This window comes from Streptomyces sp. NPDC005803 (assembly GCF_040630435.1).
Lineage (GTDB): Bacteria > Actinomycetota > Actinomycetes > Streptomycetales > Streptomycetaceae > Streptomyces.
This window is the reverse complement of sequence record NZ_JBEXXO010000007.1, coordinates 292,514-314,651: the sequence shown is the minus strand read 5'-3', so window position 1 is coordinate 314,651 and position 22,138 is coordinate 292,514. Positions and strand designations below refer to the sequence as shown.

At 71.7% G+C, this 22,138-nt stretch carries 20 protein-coding genes; 7 read left to right on the top strand and 13 right to left on the bottom strand.

Annotated elements, in window-relative coordinates; genetic code table 11:
• Nucleotides 1-89: 89 nt before the first annotated feature.
• The 9 genes from hpnD to ABZ454_RS13290 form a co-directional block, all read right to left on the bottom strand.
• The gene (gene hpnD / locus ABZ454_RS13330) at nucleotides 90-1,010 is read right to left on the bottom strand and encodes a presqualene diphosphate synthase HpnD (protein WP_356322654.1); all 921 of its coding nucleotides are present in this window, start codon (nucleotides 1,008-1,010) and stop codon (nucleotides 90-92) included.
• 29 nt (nucleotides 1,011-1,039) lie between these two features.
• Complete coding sequence (hpnC, locus tag ABZ454_RS13325; RefSeq protein ID WP_356322655.1) at nucleotides 1,040-1,960, bottom strand: squalene synthase HpnC; 921 nt, start codon at nucleotides 1,958-1,960, stop codon at nucleotides 1,040-1,042.
• Nucleotides 1,961-2,406: 446 nt separating this feature from the next.
• The gene (locus ABZ454_RS13320; protein WP_356322656.1) at nucleotides 2,407-3,192 is read right to left on the bottom strand and encodes an ABC transporter ATP-binding protein; all 786 of its coding nucleotides are present in this window, start codon (nucleotides 3,190-3,192) and stop codon (nucleotides 2,407-2,409) included.
• Complete coding sequence (locus ABZ454_RS13315; RefSeq protein WP_356322657.1) at nucleotides 3,185-4,114, bottom strand: ABC transporter permease; 930 nt, start codon at nucleotides 4,112-4,114, stop codon at nucleotides 3,185-3,187. Before ABZ454_RS13315 ends, ABZ454_RS13320 begins: the two co-directional genes overlap by 8 nt.
• Nucleotides 4,115-4,222: 108 nt before the next feature.
• On the bottom strand, nucleotides 4,223-5,095 hold the full coding sequence (locus tag ABZ454_RS13310; protein WP_356322687.1) for a glycosyltransferase family 2 protein: 873 nt from the start codon (nucleotides 5,093-5,095) through the stop codon (nucleotides 4,223-4,225).
• Nucleotides 5,096-5,103: 8 nt separating this feature from the next.
• A complete protein-coding gene (locus ABZ454_RS13305) occupies nucleotides 5,104-5,883 on the bottom strand; it encodes a CDP-alcohol phosphatidyltransferase family protein (protein ID WP_356322658.1) in 780 nt (259 codons plus the stop codon).
• Nucleotides 5,861-6,922, bottom strand: coding sequence for an iron-containing alcohol dehydrogenase family protein (locus ABZ454_RS13300; RefSeq protein ID WP_356322659.1), 1,062 nt, complete (start codon nucleotides 6,920-6,922; stop codon nucleotides 5,861-5,863). The genes ABZ454_RS13305 and ABZ454_RS13300 overlap by 23 nt, the downstream gene beginning before the upstream one ends.
• The gene (locus ABZ454_RS13295; RefSeq protein ID WP_356322660.1) at nucleotides 6,910-7,647 is read right to left on the bottom strand and encodes a phosphocholine cytidylyltransferase family protein; all 738 of its coding nucleotides are present in this window, start codon (nucleotides 7,645-7,647) and stop codon (nucleotides 6,910-6,912) included. The genes ABZ454_RS13300 and ABZ454_RS13295 overlap by 13 nt, the downstream gene beginning before the upstream one ends.
• The gene (locus ABZ454_RS13290; protein WP_356322688.1) at nucleotides 7,644-9,419 is read right to left on the bottom strand and encodes a DUF5941 domain-containing protein; all 1,776 of its coding nucleotides are present in this window, start codon (nucleotides 9,417-9,419) and stop codon (nucleotides 7,644-7,646) included. The genes ABZ454_RS13295 and ABZ454_RS13290 overlap by 4 nt, the downstream gene beginning before the upstream one ends.
• A 441-nt stretch (nucleotides 9,420-9,860) precedes the next feature.
• Here ABZ454_RS13290 and galE point away from each other — a divergent pair, with 441 nt between their 5' ends.
• The 4 genes from galE (at nucleotide 9,861) to idi (ending at nucleotide 13,459) form a co-directional block, all read left to right on the top strand.
• On the top strand, nucleotides 9,861-10,874 hold the full coding sequence (gene galE, locus ABZ454_RS13285; protein WP_359537794.1) for a UDP-glucose 4-epimerase GalE: 1,014 nt from the start codon (nucleotides 9,861-9,863) through the stop codon (nucleotides 10,872-10,874).
• Nucleotides 10,875-11,023: 149 nt separating this feature from the next.
• Nucleotides 11,024-11,965 (top strand): cation diffusion facilitator family transporter, encoded by a 942-nt coding sequence (locus ABZ454_RS13280; RefSeq protein ID WP_356322662.1) that lies wholly within the window; start codon nucleotides 11,024-11,026, stop codon nucleotides 11,963-11,965.
• A gap of 85 nt (nucleotides 11,966-12,050) precedes the next feature.
• Entirely contained in the window at nucleotides 12,051-12,638 is a 588-nt protein-coding gene (locus tag ABZ454_RS13275; protein ID WP_359537793.1) for an N-acetyltransferase, read from the top strand.
• A 230-nt stretch (nucleotides 12,639-12,868) separates the two neighbouring features.
• Complete coding sequence (gene idi, locus ABZ454_RS13270) at nucleotides 12,869-13,459, top strand: isopentenyl-diphosphate Delta-isomerase (protein ID WP_359537791.1); 591 nt, start codon at nucleotides 12,869-12,871, stop codon at nucleotides 13,457-13,459.
• A gap of 24 nt (nucleotides 13,460-13,483) precedes the next feature.
• Here the strand turns inward: idi and ABZ454_RS13265 are convergent, their stop codons facing one another.
• On the bottom strand, nucleotides 13,484-13,939 hold the full coding sequence (locus ABZ454_RS13265; protein ID WP_356322665.1) for an ATP-binding protein: 456 nt from the start codon (nucleotides 13,937-13,939) through the stop codon (nucleotides 13,484-13,486).
• Nucleotides 13,940-14,176: 237 nt separating this feature from the next.
• Here ABZ454_RS13265 and ABZ454_RS13260 point away from each other — a divergent pair, with 237 nt between their 5' ends.
• Nucleotides 14,177-14,935 carry an enoyl-CoA hydratase-related protein gene (locus tag ABZ454_RS13260; RefSeq protein ID WP_356322666.1) on the top strand — a complete coding sequence of 253 codons (759 nt, stop codon included), beginning with the start codon at nucleotides 14,177-14,179 and terminating at the stop codon, nucleotides 14,933-14,935.
• 6 nt (nucleotides 14,936-14,941) lie between these two features.
• Here the strand turns inward: ABZ454_RS13260 and ABZ454_RS13255 are convergent, their stop codons facing one another.
• Together ABZ454_RS13255 and ABZ454_RS13250 are read right to left on the bottom strand one after the other, a co-directional pair.
• Nucleotides 14,942-15,577 carry a DJ-1/PfpI family protein gene (locus ABZ454_RS13255; RefSeq protein ID WP_356322667.1) on the bottom strand — a complete coding sequence of 212 codons (636 nt, stop codon included), beginning with the start codon at nucleotides 15,575-15,577 and terminating at the stop codon, nucleotides 14,942-14,944.
• 17 nt (nucleotides 15,578-15,594) lie between these two features.
• Nucleotides 15,595-16,596: a GlxA family transcriptional regulator gene (locus ABZ454_RS13250; RefSeq protein ID WP_359537788.1), complete on the bottom strand. Its 1,002-nt coding sequence runs from the start codon at nucleotides 16,594-16,596 to the stop codon at nucleotides 15,595-15,597.
• A 135-nt stretch (nucleotides 16,597-16,731) separates the two neighbouring features.
• Between ABZ454_RS13250 and ABZ454_RS13245 the strand changes: the two genes are divergently transcribed.
• Both ABZ454_RS13245 and ABZ454_RS13240 read left to right on the top strand, forming a co-directional pair.
• Nucleotides 16,732-17,589 carry a hypothetical protein gene (locus ABZ454_RS13245; protein ID WP_359537786.1) on the top strand — a complete coding sequence of 286 codons (858 nt, stop codon included), beginning with the start codon at nucleotides 16,732-16,734 and terminating at the stop codon, nucleotides 17,587-17,589.
• 156 nt (nucleotides 17,590-17,745) lie between these two features.
• Nucleotides 17,746-20,172, top strand: a complete 2,427-nt coding sequence (locus tag ABZ454_RS13240; protein ID WP_359537785.1) for a Tex family protein — start codon at nucleotides 17,746-17,748, stop codon at nucleotides 20,170-20,172.
• 132 nt (nucleotides 20,173-20,304) lie between these two features.
• Here the strand turns inward: ABZ454_RS13240 and ABZ454_RS13235 are convergent, their stop codons facing one another.
• The gene (locus ABZ454_RS13235) at nucleotides 20,305-21,942 is read right to left on the bottom strand and encodes an ABC-F family ATP-binding cassette domain-containing protein (protein WP_359537783.1); all 1,638 of its coding nucleotides are present in this window, start codon (nucleotides 21,940-21,942) and stop codon (nucleotides 20,305-20,307) included.
• Nucleotides 21,943-22,138 lie beyond the last annotated feature (196 nt).

Below are 22,138 nucleotides of genomic sequence, written 5' to 3'. Positions count from 1 at the left end.
AGGGACGCATCCGCGTGGCCGGGGGTTGCCCGTCGCACGAAGAGATCATCCATGGTGCACATGGTGCGCGAGATGTCTGTGTGACGCATTCAGACACGCCCCCGGGTCGTGCGGCGCGAGATGTGGCGCGCGTCCAGACCCGACAGGCCGCGCACGGCCACGTACGCCTTCTCATGACCCGGGAGGGAGACCCGGCCGCGGAGCACGGCCTCGGGGTCGCGCTCGATCCGGTCGAGGAGCCGGCGGTAGATGCCGGCCATGGCCGCCACACAGGCGCCGCTGCGCCGGTCGAGCATCGGCAGCAGCCGGTAGCCCTCGGCGAACAGCGCCCGGGCGCGCCGGACCTCGAAGTGGACCAGTCCGGCGAAGTCGGAGCCGGGCGGCGGGGTGGCCCGGTGGAAGCCCGCGGAGCAGCCGAACTTGGCGAGGTCGTCGGCGGGCAGGTAGGTGCGCCCGTTGCCGGCGTCCTCGCGTACGTCGCGCAGGATGTTCGTCAGCTGCAGCGCGAGGCCGAGCGTGTCGGCGTACTCGGCCGCGCGCTCGGTGCCCGGAGCGCCCGGTTCCGTACCGAAGACGCCCAGGCTCAGGCGGCCGATCGCTCCGGCGACGCACCGGCAGTAGACCCTGAGGTCGTCCCACGTCTCGTAGGTCGCCCCGCGCACGTCCATCAGCACGCCGTCGATGAGCTCGTCGAGCCCTTCGAGCGGCAGCGGGAAGCGGCGCGCGGCGTCGGCGAGCGCGACGGCCACCGGGTCGGTGTCGTCCTCCTCGACCGCTCCGCCGCGGATCCGGTCCAGCACCGCGCGGGTGCTCTCCAGGCGGACGCGCTTGGTCTCCGGCTCCAGTTCGCCGTCACCGATGTCGTCGACCCGCCGGGAGAAGGCGTACAGGGCCGACATGGCCTGCCGCTTCTCGACGGGCAGCAGCCTGATGCCGTACGCGAAGTTACGCGCCTGCTGTCCGGTGACCGCCTCGCAGTAACTGTATGCGGCCTGTACCGGTGCCGACATGTACGTCGTCTGTCCCTCCACGGTCCGGCTCACCCCTCTCTACGCGCTCTTCGCAAAACAACTCCCACCTCGCGCAGCAGGCTGGGCTTGGTGGGTTTGGGGGGTCCGGGCAGTACGTCGAACCCGGCGGCCGCGATCGCGGTGAGGGCGGCACGCCCCCCTCCCACGAATCCGGCGAGAAGCAGCTTGAGCCTGCCGTGGACGCTACCCACCAGGGGGGTGCCTTCATTCAGCAGATCGGCCGCGCGTTCGGCCTCGTACGCGATCAGCGCCCGCACCGACGCGTTCGCGGAGGGCGCCGCCAGGTCGGATTCGGTGACATGGAACCTGGCCATGTCGTCGGCCGGCAGATAGATCCGGTCACGGCCGAGGTCCTCGCTGACGTCCTGCAGGTGCTCGACGATCTGCAGTGCCGTGCAGACGGCGTCGGAGCGGCGGACGCGCTCGGGGCTCGCGGTCCCGGTGAGCTGGAGGACCAGGCGGCCGACGGGGTTGGCGGACAGCTCGCAGTAGGCGAGGAGCTCCTCGTACGTCCCGTAGCGGCGGATCTTCTGGTCCTGCCGGTTGGCCTCGACGAGGCCGAGGAAGGGTTCGGGGGTCAGCGCGCGGCGCCGCACGGTGGGGCGCAGTGCCCGCAGGAGCGGGTGGTGCGGGCTCTCGCCGGTGGTGGCGAAGATCCGTCGCAGGTCCGTCTCGAGCGCGTCGAGCATCGCGAGCCGGTCCTCGCCCTGGGCCGGGTCGAGACCGAGGTGCCGGGCGTCGGCGCCGCCGGGGGCGAGGTCGCCGTCGCCGATGTCGTCGACGAGCCGGGCGAAGCCGTAGACCGCCATCAGATCGTCGCGCCAGGCGCGCGGCAGGAAGAAGGGGGCTACCGGAAAGTTCTCGTCGGCGGCCTTGTCAAGGGTTGTGGGTACGGCGGAATCAAGCCGCGCCTGCGGGGTACGGGTCACTGCGGACCGCCCTGCGCGGGGACGGCGTGAGCACTTCGGAGCTGGAGATCTTCCGCCATAGCCGTCACATCTCCCGTTCTACACTGCTGACCCAAAACATCCCATTCCGGACACGCCGCCCGCTCTCCCGAGTGCGGAGGACGGCTACGGGCCGTCCGCCCAGGCGGTATCGCCCCACTTTGCAACGAATCAGCACCGGTACAGCTTACGTTGTACAGGGCTGATCCATACGCCGGGGTGCGGGGCGGGCGGCACCTGCGCGCTTCGCCCTGCCAACTTTCCCCTCGCGCGCCGATGTTGACGTCATCCGGCGGGAGGAGATCTTGCCCGGAGCCGTACCGCGAGCCGTGGACGCCCGGGGCGCGGCGCACCATCCGGAAGCAGCGCAGCGGCCTTCGCCGGAATGCTCCGGCGAAGGCCGCTGCGGTGCGGGTGTGCGCGAGGCCCTACTTGCCCGTGTCGCGCTCGTACGCCTTGAGCACCTCGTCGGTCGGGCCGTCCATCAGCAGCTCGCCCTTTTCCAGCCACAGCACCCGGTCGCAGGTGTCCCTGATCGACTTGTTGCTGTGACTGACCAGGAAGACGGTGCCGGCCTCCTTGCGGAGCTCCCTGATGCGCTCCTCGGAGCGGATCTGGAACTTGCGGTCACCGGTCGCCAGCGCCTCGTCGATCATGAGGACGTCGTGGTTCTTGGCGGCGGCGATGGAGAAGCGCAGCCGGGCCGCCATGCCGGAGGAGTACGTCCGCATCGGCAGGGTGATGAAGTCGCCCTTCTCGTTGATGCCGGAGAAGTCGACGATGTCCTGGTACCGCTCGCGGATCTCCTCGCGGCTCATCCCCATGGCGAGCCCGCCGAGCACCACGTTGCGCTCGCCCGTCAGGTCGCTCATGAGCGCCGCGTTCACCCCGAGCAGCGAGGGCTGTCCGTCCGTGTACACCTTGCCGTGCTCGGTCGGCAGGAGTCCGGCGATGGCCCGCAGCAGGGTGGACTTGCCGGAGCCGTTCGTACCGATGAGGCCGATGGCCTCGCCCCGGTAGGAGGTGAAGGAGACGCCGCGTACGGCGTGCACCTTGCGGACCCCGCGCTCCTCACCCTTGCCGCGGCGCAGTATCCGGCTCAGTGCCGCGGTGGCGCCGCCCTTGCCACCGCCGCCGCCGTTGACGCGGTACACGATGTGCACGTCGTCGGCGATCACGGTGGGGACGCGCCCCGCGGTGTTGTCCTCAGCCACGGCCGTACCGCTCCTCTGCCTTCCAGAAGTACACGAAGCCCACGGCGCCCGTCAGCACCGCCCAGGCGAGACCCACCACCCAGACGTGCGCCGGCAGGTTCTCGGCGCCGTACCCGTCGATCATCGCGAAGCGGATCAGGTCCATGTAGATGGCCGCCGGGTTGTACTGCAGCACGGTGCCGATCCAGGCCGGCTTGTCGGCGAGCATCACCCGGATGGAGAACATGACGCCGGAGGCGTACATCCAGGTCCGCATGATGAACGGCATCAGCTGGGCCAGGTCGGGCGTCTTGGCCCCGAGCCTCGCCATGATCAGCGCCAGTCCGGTGTTGAAGAGGAACTGCATGGCCAGGGCGGGGATCACCAGCAGCCAGGAGAGCGTGGGATAGCTGCCGAGTGCCGCGGTCACCGCGACCAGCACGATCATCGAGTACAGCAGCTGCTGGAGCTGCTGGAGCGAGAACGAGATGGGCAGCGAGGCGCGCGGGAAGTGCAGGGCCCGCACCAGCCCGAGGTTGCCGGAGATGGCGCGGACCCCGGCCATCACCGAACTCTGGGTGAAGGTGAAGACGAAGACCCCGGTCACCAGGAACGGGATGAAGACCTCCGGGTCCATCCCCCTCTTCGTGCCGAGGATCACGCCGAAGATGACGAAGTAGACCGCGGCGTTCAGGAGCGGGGTGGCCACCTGCCACAACTGACCCAGCTTGGCGTCGCTGTACTGAGCGGTCAGCTTGGCCCGGGAGAACGCCATGATGAAGTGGCGTCGCCCGCGGAGCTGGCGCACGTACTCGAAGAGCCCGGGCCGGGCGCCGCTGACCGTCAGACCGTACTTGGCGGCCAGTGCGGCAGGGCTCATACCGTCGTCGGCCGATGGCGGGGTGCTCAACGCAACAGCACCGTCATGGGTTGTGTCACTCACCAGATGAAACTCTCGTATTCAAAACGCGCAGCCAGTCGTGGGCGCGGCACAGGGCGGACAGGTCCCGACAAGAAAACTTACGCCTCATGCTCCCAGAGGCGAACCCTCTCAGATCACCGGAGGGCGGCCGAGTCTGGTCAGCCGCCACACCGTACGCCACTTCATCGGACGGCGCGGTCCGCAGGGCGTGGACCAGCCCTCACGGAAGCCGCCGAACCACGCCTTCAGCGCCGGGCCCGAGGGCTTGCGGAGCAGGGTCAGCAGCAGCCACACGCCGAGGTACACGGGGACCAGGGGCGCGGGCAGGTTGCGCCGGGCCAGCCAGACCCGGTTCCGGGCCACCATGCGGTGGTAGAGGGCGTGCCGGGACGGAGCGGTCGTGGGGTGGTTGAGGACCATGTCGGCGCGGTAGTCGATCTGCCAGCCGGCGTCCAGCGCCCGCCAGGCGAGGTCGGTCTCCTCGTGCGCGTAGAAGAAGTCGCCCGGCAGCGGGCCGACCTCCGCGATGACCCGGGTGCGCACGGCGTTGGCGCCGCCGAGGAAGGTCGTCACCCGCGAGGAGCGCATCGGGTCGGCGGCGCGCAGCCGCGGTACGTGGCGGCGCTGGGTCTCCCCGGTGTCCGGGTCGGCGATCCGGAAGCTGATGATGCCGAGCCTCGGATCGGCCTCGAACGCCTGCCGGCACAGCTCGGCGGTGTCGGTGAGCGGCAGGTGCCCGTCGTCGTCGAGGAAGAGCAGGGCGTCGACGTCGGCGCCGGAGGGCCCGAAGGCCTCGATGCCCACGTTGCGGCCGCCGGGGATGCCGAGGTTCTCTGGCAGCTCGACGGTCCGCACGCCCGGGGGGACGTCCGGGACGGGGGAACCGTTGCCGACGACGACCACCTCGATCCGGTCGCCGTCCTGGGCGGCGACCGAGTCGAGCAGGGCGCGCAGCTCGGCCGGGCGGTTGCCCATGGTGATGATGACCGCGCCGAGTTTCATGGGGGTGCTCACTTCAGCCTGCTCGATGCCAGGACCGACACGAGGTGGAGGAGGGTCTGCAGCAGGGCGATGCCGGCCAGCACCGCGACCGCCAGGCGGCTGAAGAAGAGGTCGTCGCGGACCGCGTCCAGGACGGCCGCGACCAGGATGACGAACGACGCCTCGACGCAGAGGATCAGCCGGTGGAACTTGAGCGCGCCGGCGGCCCGGCGGGCGAACGCCATGCCGGACGAGCGCGGCTCGGAGGCGGCCTCCTTGACCGGCGGCAGGCCGCCCTGGTGGCGTGCGACCCCGACCAGGTCGGTCTCGGCCTTGATCAGGATGGCGCCCAGCGCGGCGAGCGTGCCCAGGAAGGCCCACAGCCAGTCGATGCGTCCCGTTCCCCACAGGTCCGCGGCGCGCAGGCCGAAGCCGACCAGCACGGCGGCGTCACAGAGGTAGGCGCCGACCCGGTCCAGATAGACCCCGCCCAGGGAGAACTGCTTCTTCCAGCGGGCGAGCTCGCCGTCGACACAGTCCAGCAGCAGGTAGAGCTGGACCATGAGGACGCCGAGCAGCGCGCCGGGGATGCCCGGGACGAGCAGGGCCGGAGCGGCGAGCACACCGGCGACGGTCATCAGATACGTCAGCTGGTTGGGCGTCACCTTGGTGTTCACCAGGTACCGGTCCACACGCAGCGAGACCTCGCGCATGTAGATCCGGCCCGCCCAGTGTTCGCCGCTGCGCCGGTCCTTGACGCCCGGGGGGTGAACGACCGGGCGGAGTTCAGCTACTGATGGTCTTGGCATAGTCGGCGTACGCGTCCCTGATCTGGTCGGTGGACAGGTTGAGGTGCTCCAGGACCGTGAAGCGTCCCGGACGGGTCTGCGGGGCGTAGTCGACGGCCTGCACGAACTCGTCGACGGTGAAGCCGATCTCCTCGGGCAGGACCGGCAGACCGTGCCGGCGGAGCACGTCGGCGAAGAGCCCGGACTCCTCCTGGGCGCCGCGCAGGTGCATGGCGAAGGCGGCGCCGAGGCCGACCTGCTCGCCGTGGCTGGCGGCGCGCCTGGGGAAGAGCAGGTCGAAGGCGTGGCTGATCTCGTGGCAGGCGCCCGACGAGGGGCGGGTGTCGCCGCTGATCGAGATGGCGATGCCGGAGAGCACGAGCGACTCGGCCAGGACCGTGAGGAACTCGTCGTCGGCGACGGTGCCGGGGTGGCGCAGTACGGCTTCGCCGGCCGTACGGGCCATGGCGGCGGCCAGTCCGTCGATCTGCTCGTTGTTGACCTGGTGCGAGAGTTCCCAGTCGGCGATCGCGGAGATGTTGGAGATCGCGTCGCCGACGCCCGAGCGCACGAAGCGGTCCGGGGCCTCGCGGATCACCGAGAGGTCGATGACCATGGCGATCGGCATCGGGACACCGTAGGAGCCCCGGCCGTTGTCGTTGTCCAGGGTGGCGACGGGCGAGCACAGACCGTCATGGGCGAGGTTCGTGGCGACCGAGACGAGCGGCAGGCCGACCCGGGCCGCGGCGTACTTCGCCACGTCGATGATCTTGCCGCCGCCGAGGCCGACCACGGCGTCGTAGCGCTTGCCCTTGATGTCGTCGGCCAGCTTCACCGCGGCATCGATGTCGCCGCCCGCGACGCAGTACCAGTCGGCGCCCGGCAGCGCCGGCGCGAGCTTCTCGCGCAGCGCCTGTCCCGAGCCGCCGCTGATGGCGATCGCGAGCTTGCCGGACGCGGAGATCCGCTGGTCGACGAGCAGGCCGGCCAGGTCGTCCATGGCGCCCCGGCTGATGTCGACGAAGACCGGGGAGGGGATGAGTCGGGTCAGTACCGGCACGCGATCTCCCTGCCCTTCGCGAGGTCGTCGTGGTTGTCGATCTCGACCCAGGTCACGTCACCGATCGGGGCCACGTCGACCGTGAAGCCGCGGTCGACGAGCTCCTGGTAGCCGTCCTCGTAGTAGAGGTCCGGGTCGCGTTCGAACGTCGCCTTCAGTGCGTCGGCGAGCTCCTCGGCGGCCTCGGCCTCGATGAGGGTGACGCCGATGTACTCGCCGGTGGCGGTGGCCGGGTCCATCAGCTTCGTGATGCGCCGCACACCCTGGTCGCCGTCGGTGATGACCTTCATCTCCTCGTCGGCGAGGTTCTTCACCGTGTCGAGGGCGAGGATGATCTTCTGGCCCTTGCCGCGCGCGTCCAGCAGGGTCCGCTCGACGGAGACCGGGTGGACCGTGTCGCCGTTGGCGAGGATGACACCGCGCTTGAGGACCTCGCGGGCGCACCACAGGGAGTAGGCGTTGTTCCACTCCTCGGCCTTGTCGTTGTCGACCAGGTGGAGCGTGAGGCCGTACTTCGCCTCCAGCTCCTCCTTGCGGTCGTAGACGGCCTCCTTGCGGTAGCCGACGACGATCGCGACCTCGGTGAGCCCGATCTCGGCGAAGTTGGCCAGCGTGAGGTCGAGGACCGTCCTGTCGCCGTCCACCGGCACGAGGGCCTTGGGGAGCGTGTCGGTGTAGGGGCGCAGACGCCGTCCTGCTCCGGCTGCCAGTACGAGGCCGATCATGCGGGTTCTCCTTCGTCGTGTACGGCGGGCGCCCCGGAGGACACCCAGAAGCGGATGGACTCCACGAGCACGACCAGGGCCACGGCCACCGCGAGGGCGGTGAGGGCCACCGTGAAGTCGGAGGTGTGGGTGAGTACGGCGGCGAGTACGGCCACCACCAGGGTCCGGCCCTCGTGCCCGCCGATCGTGCGCACCAGCCACTGGGGCGGGGCGCCGGTGCCGCCTCGGATGCGGTACACCGTGTCGTAGTGATGGTAGGCGACCGCCGAGACGAGGCCGAAAGCCGCGGGAAGCGCACCGTCGATGTCGCTGCGTGCGGCCAGGATGAGGACCGTGCAGTACTCCGCCGCCCGGAAGACGGGCGGGACGAGCCAGTCGAGTGCGCCCTTGAGGGGGCGGGCGACGGCCACGCCGGAGCAGATCGCGTAGAACACCGCGGCGGCGATCATCTGCCGGCTGCCGAAGGGCTGCTGCAGAGCCGCGGCGATCAGCGCGCCGGTACCGACGACCGCAGCCACCGGGGCGCTCCAGGCGCCGCGGATCCGGGGGCCCCGGGCGGCCACGAGCTGGGCGAGCGGGCCGGAGTCGGCGAGGTCGGCGAGGGCCTGGGCGGCGCGGTCGGTGCGACGGGCCTTGCGGGTCAGGGAGCGCAGCAGCCGGCCCGCGGTGGTGTAGCAGGCGGCGAAGGCGCAGCCGACGAGCAGCGCGTAGAAGACGATCCGCGGGGTGGTCAGCGCGGTCAGCACGGCGATCATGGCCCAGCGCTCACCGATCGGGAGCACGATCATGCGGCGCACCCAGACCGTCCAGCCGACGCTGTCGAGCTTGTCGGAGAGCGCGGCCGTGGGGCTGGAGTTCGCGACCGCGTCGTGGTTCGCCTCGTTGAACGAGAAGTCGATGACGTGGCGGCAGGACTGCAGCACCATCGCGCCCAGGGCCAGCGCCCAGACGTCGTCGCCGCCCCGGGCGGCGCCGAGGGCGAGGCCCGCGTAGTAGGCGTACTCCTTGGCCCGGTCGAACGTGGCGTCCAGCCAGGCGCCCATCGTCGAGTACTGCAGCGAATAGCGGGCGAGCTGCCCGTCGGTGCAGTCCAGCACGAAGGAGAAGAGGAGCAGCAGACCGGCGGCGACGTATCCGCCGCGGGTCCCGGTGGCCGCGCAGCCCGCCGCGACCAGCGCGGTCAGCAGGGACGCGGTGGTGACCTGGTTCGGGGTGAGCCCGCGGCGCGCGCACCAGCGAGCTATGTAGCGCGAGTACGGGCTGATGCAGTGGGTGGTGAAGAAGCCGTCGCGCGCCTTCACGGCGCTGCGCAGCCGGACCGCCTCGTCGTCGACGGCGGCGACACCGGCGAGCGCCGCGGCACGTTCGGCCTCGTCCGCCGGCACGGCGGCGACGAGCGACCCGAGCTCCGGGCGCTGGACCGCGGCGCCCTCGGACTCCATCGCGGCGGCGAGCCGCCCCGGCACGGTGCGGTCGGTGACCGCGACCGTGCTGCCGGGCGGGCCGGCGGGGACTCCTGCGCCGTCCGCCTCGGTGGTCGTGCGCAGGGCACGGACCAGGGCGGGACGCGCCTCGGGCTGTGCGGTGAGCGCTCCGGCCACGGCGGCGGCGGGGTAGCGGGGGTCGGTCAGTCCGAGCCGCAGGGCGTGGACGTGACCGACGAAACGGGGGTCGACGAGGGCGACGCGGCTTTCGGCCGGCACCGCGGACAGCAACCGTGCCGCCTCGGTGACGTCGGCGGCGGTCTGTACGTCGAAGCCCAGTGACCGCAGATCGTCATGGAGTGACGATCCGGGTACCGGAGCACCTGTGAGAATGGCGGTCGACAGACGAACTCACTCCTTGGTGCTGACACGGGTCGGCGCGCGACAGTGCGGCCGTGAATGCGGCCGGCGGCATGTCGGCAGAGGCTATCGGATGAACGGAAGCGGGAGTTCACTGCCCGTTTGTGCTCCGTTCCGGGCGGACCGGCAGCATGCGGTACCGTCCGCGATCATCATCGTCGATGGCTGCCTCACCTGACAAAACACGGGTCCACGGGCTGTCCCGTAATCCCTGGTGGATCAGCGCGCGGCGTCGGATGCGGTGCATCGCAAGGCGGAGGAGCGTCCGCATACCGGATGTATTCGCCGCGTTCCGACAACGCGGCGAGGTGCCGTAGCTGTCGTCGCGCGCCCGCCAGGGATCACGGGACAGCCCTTAGTCTGGCCCGCATGACATGGCTGATCACAGGCGGAGCCGGATATATCGGGGCACACGTGGTGCGGGCGATGAGGGAGGCCGGGGAGCGGGTGGTCGTGATCGACGACCTCTCGACGGGTAATCCGGCCCGGCTGCCGGACGACGTCCCCCTGGTCCGGGGCTCGGCCGCCGACCGGGGTCTGCTGGACCGGGTGCTCGCCGGGCACGGGGTGACCGGTGTGGTGCATCTCGCGGCGAAGAAGCAGGTCGGCGAATCCGTCGAGAAGCCGCTCATGTACTACCGGGAGAACGTCGGCGGGCTGAGCGTCCTGCTGGAGGCCGTGGTCGCCGCCGGGGTCCGGCGCTTCCTGTTCTCCTCGTCGGCCGCGGTCTACGGCGTACCGGACGTGGAGCTGATCTCCGAGGAGGCGCCCTGCGTCCCGATCAATCCCTACGGCGAGACCAAGCTCGCCGGCGAGTGGCTGGTGCGGGCGGCCGGGCGGGCCCACGGACTGTCGACGGGCTGTCTGCGCTACTTCAACGTGGCGGGCGCCGCCGCACCACACCTGTCGGACACGGGCGTCTTCAACGTGATTCCGATGTTCTTCGACCGGCTGACCCGCGGTGAGGCGCCGAGGATCTTCGGGGACGACTACGCCACACCCGACGGAACCTGTGTCCGGGACTACATCCACGTGGCCGACCTGGCCGACGCGCACCTGGCCGTCGCCCGGCAGCTGGCCGCGCAGGAGGGCCCCGGGGACCTGACGGTGAACATCGGCCGCGGCGAAGGCGTCTCGGTGCGCGAGCTCGCCGATCTCGTGGCGGAGGTCACCGGCTGCGCGCGGAAGCCGGAGATCGAACCGCGCCGGGCGGGGGACGCCGCGAAGGCGGTCGCCTCGTGCGACCGGATGTCCGGCGAGCTGGGCTGGACCGCCCGCCGCGGGGTACGGGAGATGGTCGGGTCGGCGTGGCAGGGCTGGCTGCTGCACCATCCGGGCACGCCGGCGGCGCAGGCGGTCGAACAGGTCGGCCCACCGCACTGACCTGCACCCTTCCGGCACCCCGTTTCCGCAGGTCAGAGCAGTTGACAACGGTGTTCAGTGCCGTGTTGCCCGATACCCCCCACCCGTAGTTCACTGGCAGTGCCCGGGCCATTCGCGCCTGGGCCCGCAGACGACCGGGAGGCGTCCCCATGGGGGCAGGGCACGACCACGGACACGCGCACGGAGGGCCCGCGCCCACCGGGACGGCGGCCGCCGCGTACAGGGGGCGGCTGAGGATCGCGCTGGGCATCACGCTCGCCGTGGCGGTCATGGAGGTCGTGGGAGGTGTGCTGTCGGGGTCCCTGGCCCTGATCGCCGACGCGGCCCACATGGCGACGGACGCCCTGGGGCTCGGCATGGCGCTGCTGGCGATCCACTTCGCCAACAAGCCGGCCGGCCCGAACCGGACCTTCGGCTACGCCCGTGCCGAGATCCTCGCGGCACTGGCCAACTGTGTCCTGCTGCTGGGGGTGGGCGGCTATCTGCTCTTCGAGGCGGTGCAGCGCTTCATCACGCCGGCCGACACCCGGGGCGGGCTGACGATCGCCTTCGCCCTGGTCGGCCTGGTCGCGAACATGGTCTCGCTGTCGCTGCTGACGCGCGGGCAGAAGGACAGCCTCAACGTGCGCGGCGCCTATCTGGAGGTCCTCGCGGACGCCTTGGGGTCGGTCACCGTGCTCATCTCGGCGGCCGTCGTCCTGGCGACCGGCTGGCAGGCCGCGGACCCGGTCGCCTCGCTGGTCATCGGGCTCATGATCGTCCCGCGCACGGTGAAGCTGCTCCGCGAGACGTTGAACGTGCTGCTGGAGTCGGCGCCGCCGGGGGTCGACATGGGCGAGGTGCGCGACCACATCACGGCCCTGCCCGGGGTGCTGGACGTCCATGACCTGCACGCCTGGACGATCACCTCGGGGATGCCGGTGCTCTCCGCCCACGTGGTGGTGCATCAGGAGTTCCTCGACTCGATCGGGCACGAGAAACTCCTCCACGAACTGCAGGGCTGCCTCGGCGACCACTTCGACGTCGAGCACTGCACCTTCCAGCTCGAGCCGAGCGGCCACGCCGAGCACGAGGCGAAGCTCTGCCACTGACCAAGCTCTGCCACGGACGAGGTCGTCGAAACCCGAGGTGTAGGGTTTTCGGAGCGGTGTACGAAACACTCAAGGGTTGCCCACGTTGACCGAAGACGATCACTCCCTGAACGACTCGCCCCCCTCTTCCCCGCACGCCGGCGCCCCGGAGCGTCCCTACTCCGCCGCCCGCTGGACGGCCCGTCCCGAGACGGCGGCCGACACCGCCGCCGTGCACGCGGTCAACGCGGCCGCGTTCCCGACGGAGGCGGAGGCGGACCTGGTCGACGCCCTGCGCGCGGACCCCTCGGCCTGGCTTCCCGGTCTCTCGTACGTCGCCGAGGCCCCCGACCGCTCGCTCGCCGCCTTCGCCCTGCTGACCCGCTGCCGGGTCAGCGGCGTACCGGCACTGGCGCTGGCGCCGGTGGCCACCGCTCCGCGGCATCAGCGCCGGGGCGCGGGGCAGGCCGTGGTACGGGCTGTGCTCGATGCCGCACGGCGGCGCGGGGAGCCGCTGGTCCTGGTGCTCGGTCATCCCGAGTACTACCCGAGATTCGGCTTCGTGCCCGCGTCGCGGTACGGGATCCGGCCGGGCTTCGAGGTGCCGGACGAGGCGATGATGGCCCTGGTCCTCGACGACTCCGCGCCCGTTGCGCACGGCACGATCGAGTATCCGGCGGCTTTCGGCGTCTGACGCGCCGTCCGGCCCGTGGCCCCGGGATGGTGCGGACGGCGCCGGACATGCCAGGACCCGAAGTGCGGACAAGCCGCTTTTGTACGGCAGACTTGAGCGGACTCGACGGGACCGGCGCACGGGGCCGGGCCTTAGGGGGTGTCTGACACATGCCTGCGGCGTCGCGGCGTCTGGCACGCACGCTCCTTCTCCCGCTCTCGTTGCCAGACACCCCCTAGCGAAGGATGGGTATGCCGACCACACCAGCCACCGCGGCGAACAGTTCGAACGGCGCAGCAGAAGCGATCATGCTCGAACTGGTCGACGAGAACGGCACCACCATCGGCACGGCGGAGAAGCTCGCCGCCCACCAGGCGCCTGGCCAACTGCACCGGGCCTTCTCCGTGTTCCTCTTCGACGAGCAGGGGCGGCTGCTGCTCCAGCGCCGCGCGCTGGGCAAGTACCACTCCCCCGGTGTCTGGTCCAACACCTGCTGCGGCCACCCGTACCCGGGCGAGGCGCCCTTCGCCGCCGCCGCCCGGCGGACGTACGAGGAACTGGGCCTTTCGCCCTCGCTGCTGGCCGAGGCGGGCACGGTGCGCTACAACCACCCGGATCCCGCTTCGGGCCTGGTCGAGCAGGAGTTCAACCACCTCTTCGTGGGCATGGCCCAGGAGCGGCTGCGGCCGGATCCGGAGGAGGTGGGCGAAACGGCTTTCGTGACGGCCGCGGAGCTGGCCGAGCAGCATGCCGAGGCCCCGTTCTCCGCCTGGTTCATGACCGTGCTGGACGCGGCACGGCCCGCGATCCGGGAGCTGACCGGACCGGCCGCCGGCTGGTAGGCGCGGGCCGCCGGCGCGGGAAGGTCACAGGCGGTTGCTCAGCGGCAGCGCCGCCCAGATGACCTTTCCGCCGCCCGCGGTGTGCTCCACATCGCAACTCCCGCCCGCTTCCCGGGTGATCTCACGGACCAGCAGCAGCCCGCGCCCGCCGGTCTGCGCGTAGTCCGTCTCCAGCGCCGTCGGCCGGTAGGGGTGGTTGTCCTCGACGGACACCCTGATCCACCCGGCGCCCACGGCGACCTCGACCGCGAGCTCCGGTGAGAGCAGCGCGGCATGCTTCACGGCGTTGGTCGCCAGTTCGGAGACGATGAGCAGCAGACCCTGGGCGATGTCGTCGTCCAGGGGGACGCCCTGGCGCTCCAGCAGATCGCGTACGGCGTGCCGGGCCTGGGGTACGGAGACGTCCGTGGCCGGGGCGGTGAACCGCCAGACCCCTTCGTACGACACGGGCCGGGCGGGGACACTCCCGCGGCTCTCCATTGTCCGGTACCCGCTCTCCACTCGGTGGTGACTGCACGTCGAGTACAGGGTGCGGGGCGTAGTCGGTTCGGTCCGTGCCACTGCACAGAAGTGGACCCCAATCGACGGAACTTGCCCGAATCGGTCTGGTTGCTTCAGCTTGAGGACCGCTTCCGATCGGGCCGTGCGCGCCTCCTCGGTCACATCGAGGCGCCCTTCTTGATCATGGGTTCGAACGGCATGGATAGCATCCGGCGTATGGAGCGTACGGAACCCCGGCTGGAGCACGGCGTCACGGACGGCGTCGCCACCGTCGTCATCAGCAACCCCGCCAAGCGCAACGCGATGACGGCGGCCATGTGGCAGACGCTGCCCGTGCTGCTCGAAGGGCTGGCCGCCGACCCGTCGGTGCGCGCCCTGGTGCTCACCGGCGCCGGGGACACCTTCTGCGCGGGTGCGGACATCTCGTCGCTGCGCGACCCCTCGGGCGCCCCGCAGGGGCTCGCCGTGGCGGCCGAGGAGGCGCTCGCCGCCTTCCCCCTGCCGACGCTCGCCGCGGTGCGCGGCTACTGCGTGGGCGGGGGAAGCCAGCTGGCGGCCGCCTGTGACCTGCGGTTCGCGGAGGAGGGGGCGTCGTTCGGCGTCACCCCGGCCAAGCTCGGGATCGTCTATCCCTCGTCATCGACCCGCCGCCTGGTGGCGCTGACCGGCCCGGCGACGGCCAAGCACCTGCTGTTCTCCGGCGAGCTGATCGGCACGGACCGGGCGCTGCGGACGGGCCTGGTGGACGAGGTGCTGCCCGCGGGCGAGCTGGACAAACGGGTCGAGGCGTACGTACGCACCCTGGTGTCCCGTTCCCGGCTGACCCAGGCGGCGGCCAAGGAGTTCGCCGCGGGGCGCGAGGACCGGGACGCGCACTGGGCGGAACAGGCACGCCGCAGCGGCGACACCGCGGAGGGTGTCGCCGCCTTCCTGGCGCGCCGCGCCCCGCGCTTCACCTGGCCGGCCGGGGCGTAGGGCCTCCTACCGGAGGACGAAGCGGCTCTTGGCCCGCCAGTCCTCGACGATCGCGGCCGGGGCCTTGTCCGGGGATCCCGCGTCGTACGGCGGCTGCGGGTCGTACTCCGTGAGGAGCTGCACGGCCTGGGCGTGCTCGTCCCCGGCGATCCGGCCGAGCAGGGTGAGGCCCATGTCGATGCCCGACGAAACCCCCGCGGCGGTCACGTACTTGCCGTCGGTGACCACGCGTTCGCCGGTCGGCTCGGCGCCGTACGCCTTGAGCGCCTCCAGCGCGAGCCAGTGCGAGGTGGCACGCCGGCCCTCCAGGAGTCCGGCGGCGGCGAGCAGCAGCGATCCGGTGCAGACGGACGTCGTCCAGGTGCTGGTGGCGTCCGCGCGCCGCAGCCAGGCGAGGAGTTCCCCGTTGTCCATCTGGGCGCTCTGCCCGGGGCCGCCGGGGACGATCACCAGGTCGGGGGCGGGGACCTCGTCCAGCGTCCGGTTCGCGACCAGCGCCAGGCTGCCGCTGTCGTTGCGCACCTCCCCCGCCGACTCGGCGACGAACACGGTCTCGGCACCGGGCGCCCGGCTCAGGATCTCGTAGGGGCCCACGGCGTCCAGCGCCGTGAACCGGTCGAAGAGGACAAGGGCGATCTGCATGGATGGCTGCCTTTCGGTCAGTGAGTGAGGTACCCGGTGGTGCCGGGGCGGCCGGGTGACGCCGCCGCCGGACGGGGGCTGAAGCGCCGCCGGTATTCGGCGGGGGCTGTGCCCAGAGCCTTGACGAAGGCCCTGCGCATCGCCTCCGGGGTTCCGTAGCCGCAGGCGCGCGCGATCTGGGCGACTCCGTCGGTGGTGTCCTCCAGGAGGCGGCGGGCCTGTTCGAGGCGGACGCGGTCGACGTACCGCCCGGGCGTCATGCCGGTCTCCGCCTGGAAGGCGCGGGCGAAGTGGCGCGGCGAGAGCCGGGCGCGGGCGGCGAGGGATTCGACGGTGAGGTCCGCGCCGGGGTGTTCGGTGATCCAGTGCTGTACCTCGCGCAGCGGTTCGCGGCGGGCCGTCTGGGCGGTGAGCTGGGCGCTGAACTGGGACTGGTTCCCCGGCCGGCGGAGGAAGACCACCAGGTGCCGGGCCACCGTGAGCGCCATGTCCCGGCCGTGGTCCTCCTCCACGAGTGCGAGCGCGAGGTCGATGCCCGCGGTGACCCCGGCGGACGTGGCGAGGCGGCCGTCGCGGACGAAGATCGGCTCGGGGTCGACCTCGACGGCGGGGTAGGTACGGGCGAGGTGGTCGCAGACGTTCCAGTGGGTGGTCACCCGGTGCCCGTCCAGTTGTCCGGCCGCGGCGAGGAGCAGCGCGCCGCTGCAGACGGAGACGAGCCGGTCGGGGCGCGGGCCGTTCGCACGCAGCCAGTCGATCAGGGCGGGGGCGGGGGCCCGGGTGCCCTGGCCGCCCGGGACGAGGAGGGTGTGGGGGGTCGCCGCGTCGGCGAGGCTGCCGTCGGGGATCAGGGTGAGACCGCACGACGAGCGCACCGGCGCGCCGTCCAGCGAGGCGGTGCGCAGGCCGTACGAGGCCTCCGGGAACCGGGAGGCGCCGGCGAAGACCTCCATGGGCCCGGTCACATCGAGGCTCTGGACGCCGTCGAAGAGGACGACGAGTACGGATCGCTGCTGCATGTCTTCATCGTGTGCGGCCCCGCCGCATGGCCGCAATGACGAGCTTCCCACCTTTCCTGCCACCCCCCCTCTGCGGCGCACTTCACGCCCGTCCCGGGGTTCCGGCACGTACCGACCAGTCGGTAACGTGCGGGCATGAGTACTCTCCCGCCGCGCGCCGGACGTCGTTGTCACAACGCCCTCAACCCGCTGCACTCCGCCCACTACTTCTCCCCTGACCTGGGCAAGGAGCTCGGCGGGATCGGCATCGACGATCCCTCCGCCGCCTACTTCGCCGTGCGTGCGGCCGCGCTGGGCGCGGTCGGCCCGGGCACGGTCACCGCCACCTTCTACAACTTCAACCACGAACTGGTGGCCAGGCACGTGCCCGCCGTCTGGGGCATCGCCCCGCCCGAGGCGGTCCTGGCGGCGCGGCTGCGTGCCGTCGACTCGACGCTGCGCCGGCTGCTCGGCGAGGAGATCATCGCCTCCCCCGAGATGGCCGAGGCCGCGCATCTGGCGCTGCGCGCCACCGAGGGCTGCACGCCGCACGCCCGGCCGCTCTTCGCGGCGCACGCCGGTCTCCCGGTGCCGGAACAGCCGCACCTGGCGTACTGGCACGCCGCGACGCTGCTGCGTGAGCACCGCGGCGACGCCCATCTCGCCGCTCTTCTCGCGGCCTCGCTCGACCCGCTGGAGGCCCTGGTCAGCCACACCGCCACCGGCAAGGGCATGGCACCGCGCTGGATCCTGGCCAGCCGTGGCTGGCGGCGCACCGACTGGGAGGACGCCTCCGCGCGGCTGCGCGAGCGTGGACTGCTCACGGCGGAGGGCGGGTTGACGGAAGAGGGCACCGCGCTGCGGGCCGGCCTGGAGGAGGCCACGGACCGGATGGACCTGGCACCGTACGAACACCTCGGCGGCGCGGGCGTGGCCCGGCTGACGGAGCTGGGGCGCGGTTTTCTCGGCACCGCACTGGCGGCCGGCGCGTTCCCGGCGTCCGCGACCGGCTGACCTGCCCGAAACCCGCGGCCGATAACCCGGGTGGTCGGGCGACACGGCGCCCGGCCACCCGGCACAATGCAGGCGAGTGGCTCCGCTGCCGGTCCGAACGGCCGGCCCCTGGGCCCGACCAGCACAGCCAGCAGGAGAAGGCGAGTCGGTAGAACCGTGACGACGTCCATCGAAGGCAGGATCGCCGAGGAGCTCGGCGTACGCGAGCGACAGGTGAAGGCGGCCGTCGAGCTGCTCGACGGCGGATCGACCGTGCCGTTCATCGCGCGCTACCGCAAGGAAGCGACCGAGATGCTCGACGACGCGCAACTGCGCACGCTCGAGGAGCGGCTGCGGTATCTGCGCGAGCTGGAGGAGCGCCGTGCTGCGATCCTCGAATCCGTACGGGAGCAGGGCAAGCTCGACGAGGCGCTGGAGGCGCGGATCCGGGCCGCCGACACGAAGGCGCGCCTAGAGGACATCTACCTGCCGTTCAAGCCGAAGCGGCGGACCAAGGCCCAGATCGCCCGGGAGGCCGGTCTCGAACCGCTCGCCTCGGGACTGCTCGACGACCCGTCGACGGACCCGCTCACCGCGGCCGCGGCCTTCGTCGACGCCGGCAAGGGGGTCGCGGACGCCGCGGCGGCCCTGGAGGGGGCCCGCGCCATCCTGACCGAGCGCTTCTCGGAGGACGCCGACCTGATCGGTGAGCTGCGTGAGCGCATGTGGTCGCGGGGGCGGCTGGTGGCCCGGGTGCGGGACGGCAAGGAGGAGGCGGGCGCCAAGTTCGCGGACTACTTCGACTTCACCGAGCCGTTCACCGCGCTGCCCTCGCACCGGGTGCTGGCGATGCTCCGCGGCGAGAAGGAGGACGTCCTCGACCTGGTCCTGGAGCCGGAGGAACCGTCCGAAACGCCTGGTCCGTCGTCGTACGAGAACATGGTGGCCCGCCGCTTCGGGGTGAGCGACCGCGGGCGTCCCGGCGACAAGTGGCTGGGCGACACGGTGCGCTGGGCGTGGCGGACCCGGATCCTCGTCCACCTCGGCATCGATCTGCGGCTGCGGCTGCGCACCGCGGCGGAGGACGAGGCGGTGCGCGTCTTCGCGTCCAACCTGCGCGATCTGCTGCTCGCCGCACCGGCCGGGACACGGGCCACGCTGGGGCTCGACCCCGGCTTCCGTACCGGGGTGAAGGTCGCCGTCGTCGACGCGACCGGCAAGGTCGTCGCGACCGACGTCATCTACCCGCACGTCCCGGCGAACAAGTGGGACCAGTCGCTCGCCAAGCTGGAGCAGCTGGCGAAGGCGCACGACGTCGATCTGATCGCGATCGGCAACGGCACCGCGTCCCGCGAGACGGACAAGCTCGCCGGTGAGCTGTGCGACAAGCACCCGGAGCTGAAGCTCACCAAGGTGATGGTGTCGGAGGCGGGCGCCTCCGTGTACTCGGCCTCGGCGTTCGCCTCGCAGGAACTCCCGGACATGGACGTGTCGCTGCGCGGCGCCGTCTCGATCGCGCGCCGCCTGCAGGATCCCCTGGCGGAGCTGGTGAAGATCGACCCGAAGTCCATCGGGGTCGGGCAGTACCAGCACGACCTGTCCGAGGTGAAGCTGTCGCGGTCGCTGGACGCGGTCGTCGAGGACTGTGTGAACGGGGTCGGGGTCGACGTCAACACCGCGTCGGCGCCGCTGCTCTCGCGGGTCTCCGGCATCGGTTCGGGGCTCGCGGAGAACATCGTGGCGCACCGCGACGCCAACGGCCCGTTCCGGTCCCGCAAGGGCCTCAAGGACGTGGCCCGGCTGGGCCCGAAGGCGTACGAGCAGTGCGCGGGCTTCCTGCGGATCCGCGGTGACGACCCGCTGGACGCGTCCAGCGTGCACCCGGAGGCGTACCCGGTGGTCCGCGCGATGGTGAAGCGGACGGGCGGCGATGTCGCCTCACTGATCGGCAACACGAGCGTGCTGCGTTCACTGCGGGCCGACGACTTCGTGGACGAGAAGTTCGGGCTGCCGACCGTCACCGACATCATCAAGGAGCTGGAGAAGCCGGGGCGCGACCCGCGTCCGGCCTTCAAGACGGCCACGTTCAAGGAGGGCGTCGAGAAGATCGGCGACCTGGAGAGCGGGATGGTGCTGGAGGGTGTGGTGACGAACGTCGCCGCGTTCGGCGCGTTCGTGGACGTCGGTGTGCACCAGGACGGCCTGGTGCACGTGTCGGCGATGTCCAGGACCTTCGTCAAGGACCCACGCGATGTCGTGAAGCCCGGTGACGTCGTCAGGGTCAAGGTGATGGAGGTCGACATTCCGCGCAAGCGGATCTCGTTGACGCTGCGGCTGGACGACGAGGCGGGTGCGGGGGCCGGCTCCGGTGCGCCGGCCGGTGAACGGGGCGGGCGTCCGCCGCGCCAGCGGCAGGGCCAGGGCGGGCAGGGCGCGCGGGGCGGCCAGGGCGGCGGCCAGCGTGACCGGCGCGGTGGCGCAGGCGGCAACGGCGGCGCGGGCGCTCGTCCGGCTCCGGCCGCGGCGCCGGCGAACGGGGCGATGGCCGACGCGCTGCGGCGGGCGGGACTGCTGGAACCGAAGCAGGGCGGCAAGAAGCGCTAGCACCGGCGGGCGGGGCGGGGCCGGGCTTGCGGCAACCCTCCCCGCCCCTTCCCGTAACCGGGGCCGCGCCCCGGACCCCGCTCCGCGCCACACGGAGGAGCGGCAGGAGCGCGGGGGGCTTCGACGGAACCGTCAGAGCTCCGTCAGCCGGCCCGCCACCACCTCGACGCGGCGCGTGGTGCGCACCGCCTCCAGCATCCGGCGGTCGTGCGTGACCAGCAGCAGCGTTCCCGTGTAGGAGTCGAGCGCCGACTCCAGCTGCTCGATCGCGGGCAGGTCCAGGTGGTTCGTGGGTTCGTCCAGCACGAGGAGGTTGACGCCGCGGCCCTGGAGGAGGGCGAGCGCGGCCCGGGTGCGTTCACCCGGGGAGAGCGTGGTCGCCGGGCGCATCACATGGTCGGCGCGCAGGCCGAACTTGGCCAGCAGCGTACGGACCTCGGCGGGTTCCGTTTCGGGCACGGCCGCGCAGAACGCCTCCAAAAGGGACTCCGAGCCGTGGAACAGCTTCCGCGCCTGGTCGACCTCACCCACGACCACGCCCGAGCCCAGGCTCGCGTGCCCCGAGTCGAGCGGCAGACGGCCGAGCAGGGCCGCGAGCAGCGTGGACTTGCCTGCTCCGTTGGCGCCGGTGATGGCGACCCGGTCCGCCCAGTCGATCTGGAGCGAGGCCGGCCCGAACGCGAAGTCGCCGAGGACGGCCCGGGCCTCGCGGAGCGTGGCCACGACGGAGCCCGATCGCGGCGCGGAGGCGATCTCCATCCGCAGCTCCCACTCCTTGCGCGGCTCGTCCACGACATCGAGGCGCTCGATCATGCGCTGTGTCTGCCGGGCCTTCGCGGCCTGCTTCTCGCTCGACTCGCTGCGGAACTTGCGGGCCATCTTGTCCGAGTCCGAGGCCTTGCGACGGGCGTTTCTGACGCCCTTGTCCATCCAGGAACGCTGCATCAGGGCCCGGCCTTCGAGGGCCGAGCGCTTGTCCGCGTACTCCTCGAACTCCTCGCGCGCGTGCCTGCGGGCCCGGTCGCGCTCCTCCAGGTAGGCCGCGTAGCCGCCGCCGTACAGGTTGATCTGCTGCTGCGCGAGGTCGAGTTCGAGGACCTTGGTGACCGTGCGCATCAGGAACTCGCGGTCGTGGCTGATGACGACCGTGCCGGCGCGCAGTCCGGAGACGTACCGCTCCAGCCGTTCCAGACCGTCCAGATCGAGGTCGTTGGTGGGCTCGTCCAGCAGGAAGACGTCGTAGCGCGACAGCAGCAGCGAGGCGAGCCCCGCGCGGGCTGCCTGGCCGCCGGAGAGCGCGGTCATCGGCAGGTCGAGTCCGACGGTGAGGCCGAGGTCGGCCGCGACCTCCTCGGCCCGCTCGTCCAGGTCGGCTCCGCCGAGGGCGAGCCAGCGCTCCAGCGACTCGGAGTACGCGTCGTCCGCGCCGGGCGCCCCGTCCACGAGGGCCTGCGTGGCGGTGTCCATCGTGGCCTGGGCGTCGGCGACGCCCGTGCGGCGGGCCAGGAAGGCGCGCACGGTCTCGCCGGGGCGGCGCTCCGGCTCCTGCGGCAGGTGGCCGACCGTGGCGGTGGGCGGGGAGAGCCGCAGCTCGCCCTCCTCCGGCTGGTCGAGCCCGGCCAGCAGCCGGAGCAGCGACGATTTTCCGGCTCCGTTGACTCCGACGAGACCGATCACGTCACCGGGCGCGACCACGAGGTCGAGCTCGGCGAAGAGAGTGCGGTCGCCGTGTCCGGCGGCGAGGTCCTTGGCGACGAGAGTGGCAGTCATCAGGGTGCCGATCCTAATCGGCCGCCGGGCCCCACCCGGCCGTCAGGGCGGCTCGGGACCACGCGGGAGCGTCTGCCCTGGGCGGTCAGCGGTGCACGACGGGCACGGCCGGCCCGCTTCCCGTCGCACGCGGCCGCGGCCGCGGAACAGCTGAGGCGGCCGTCCACGAAGGAGGACCGTGACGTCCCCGCGCGCC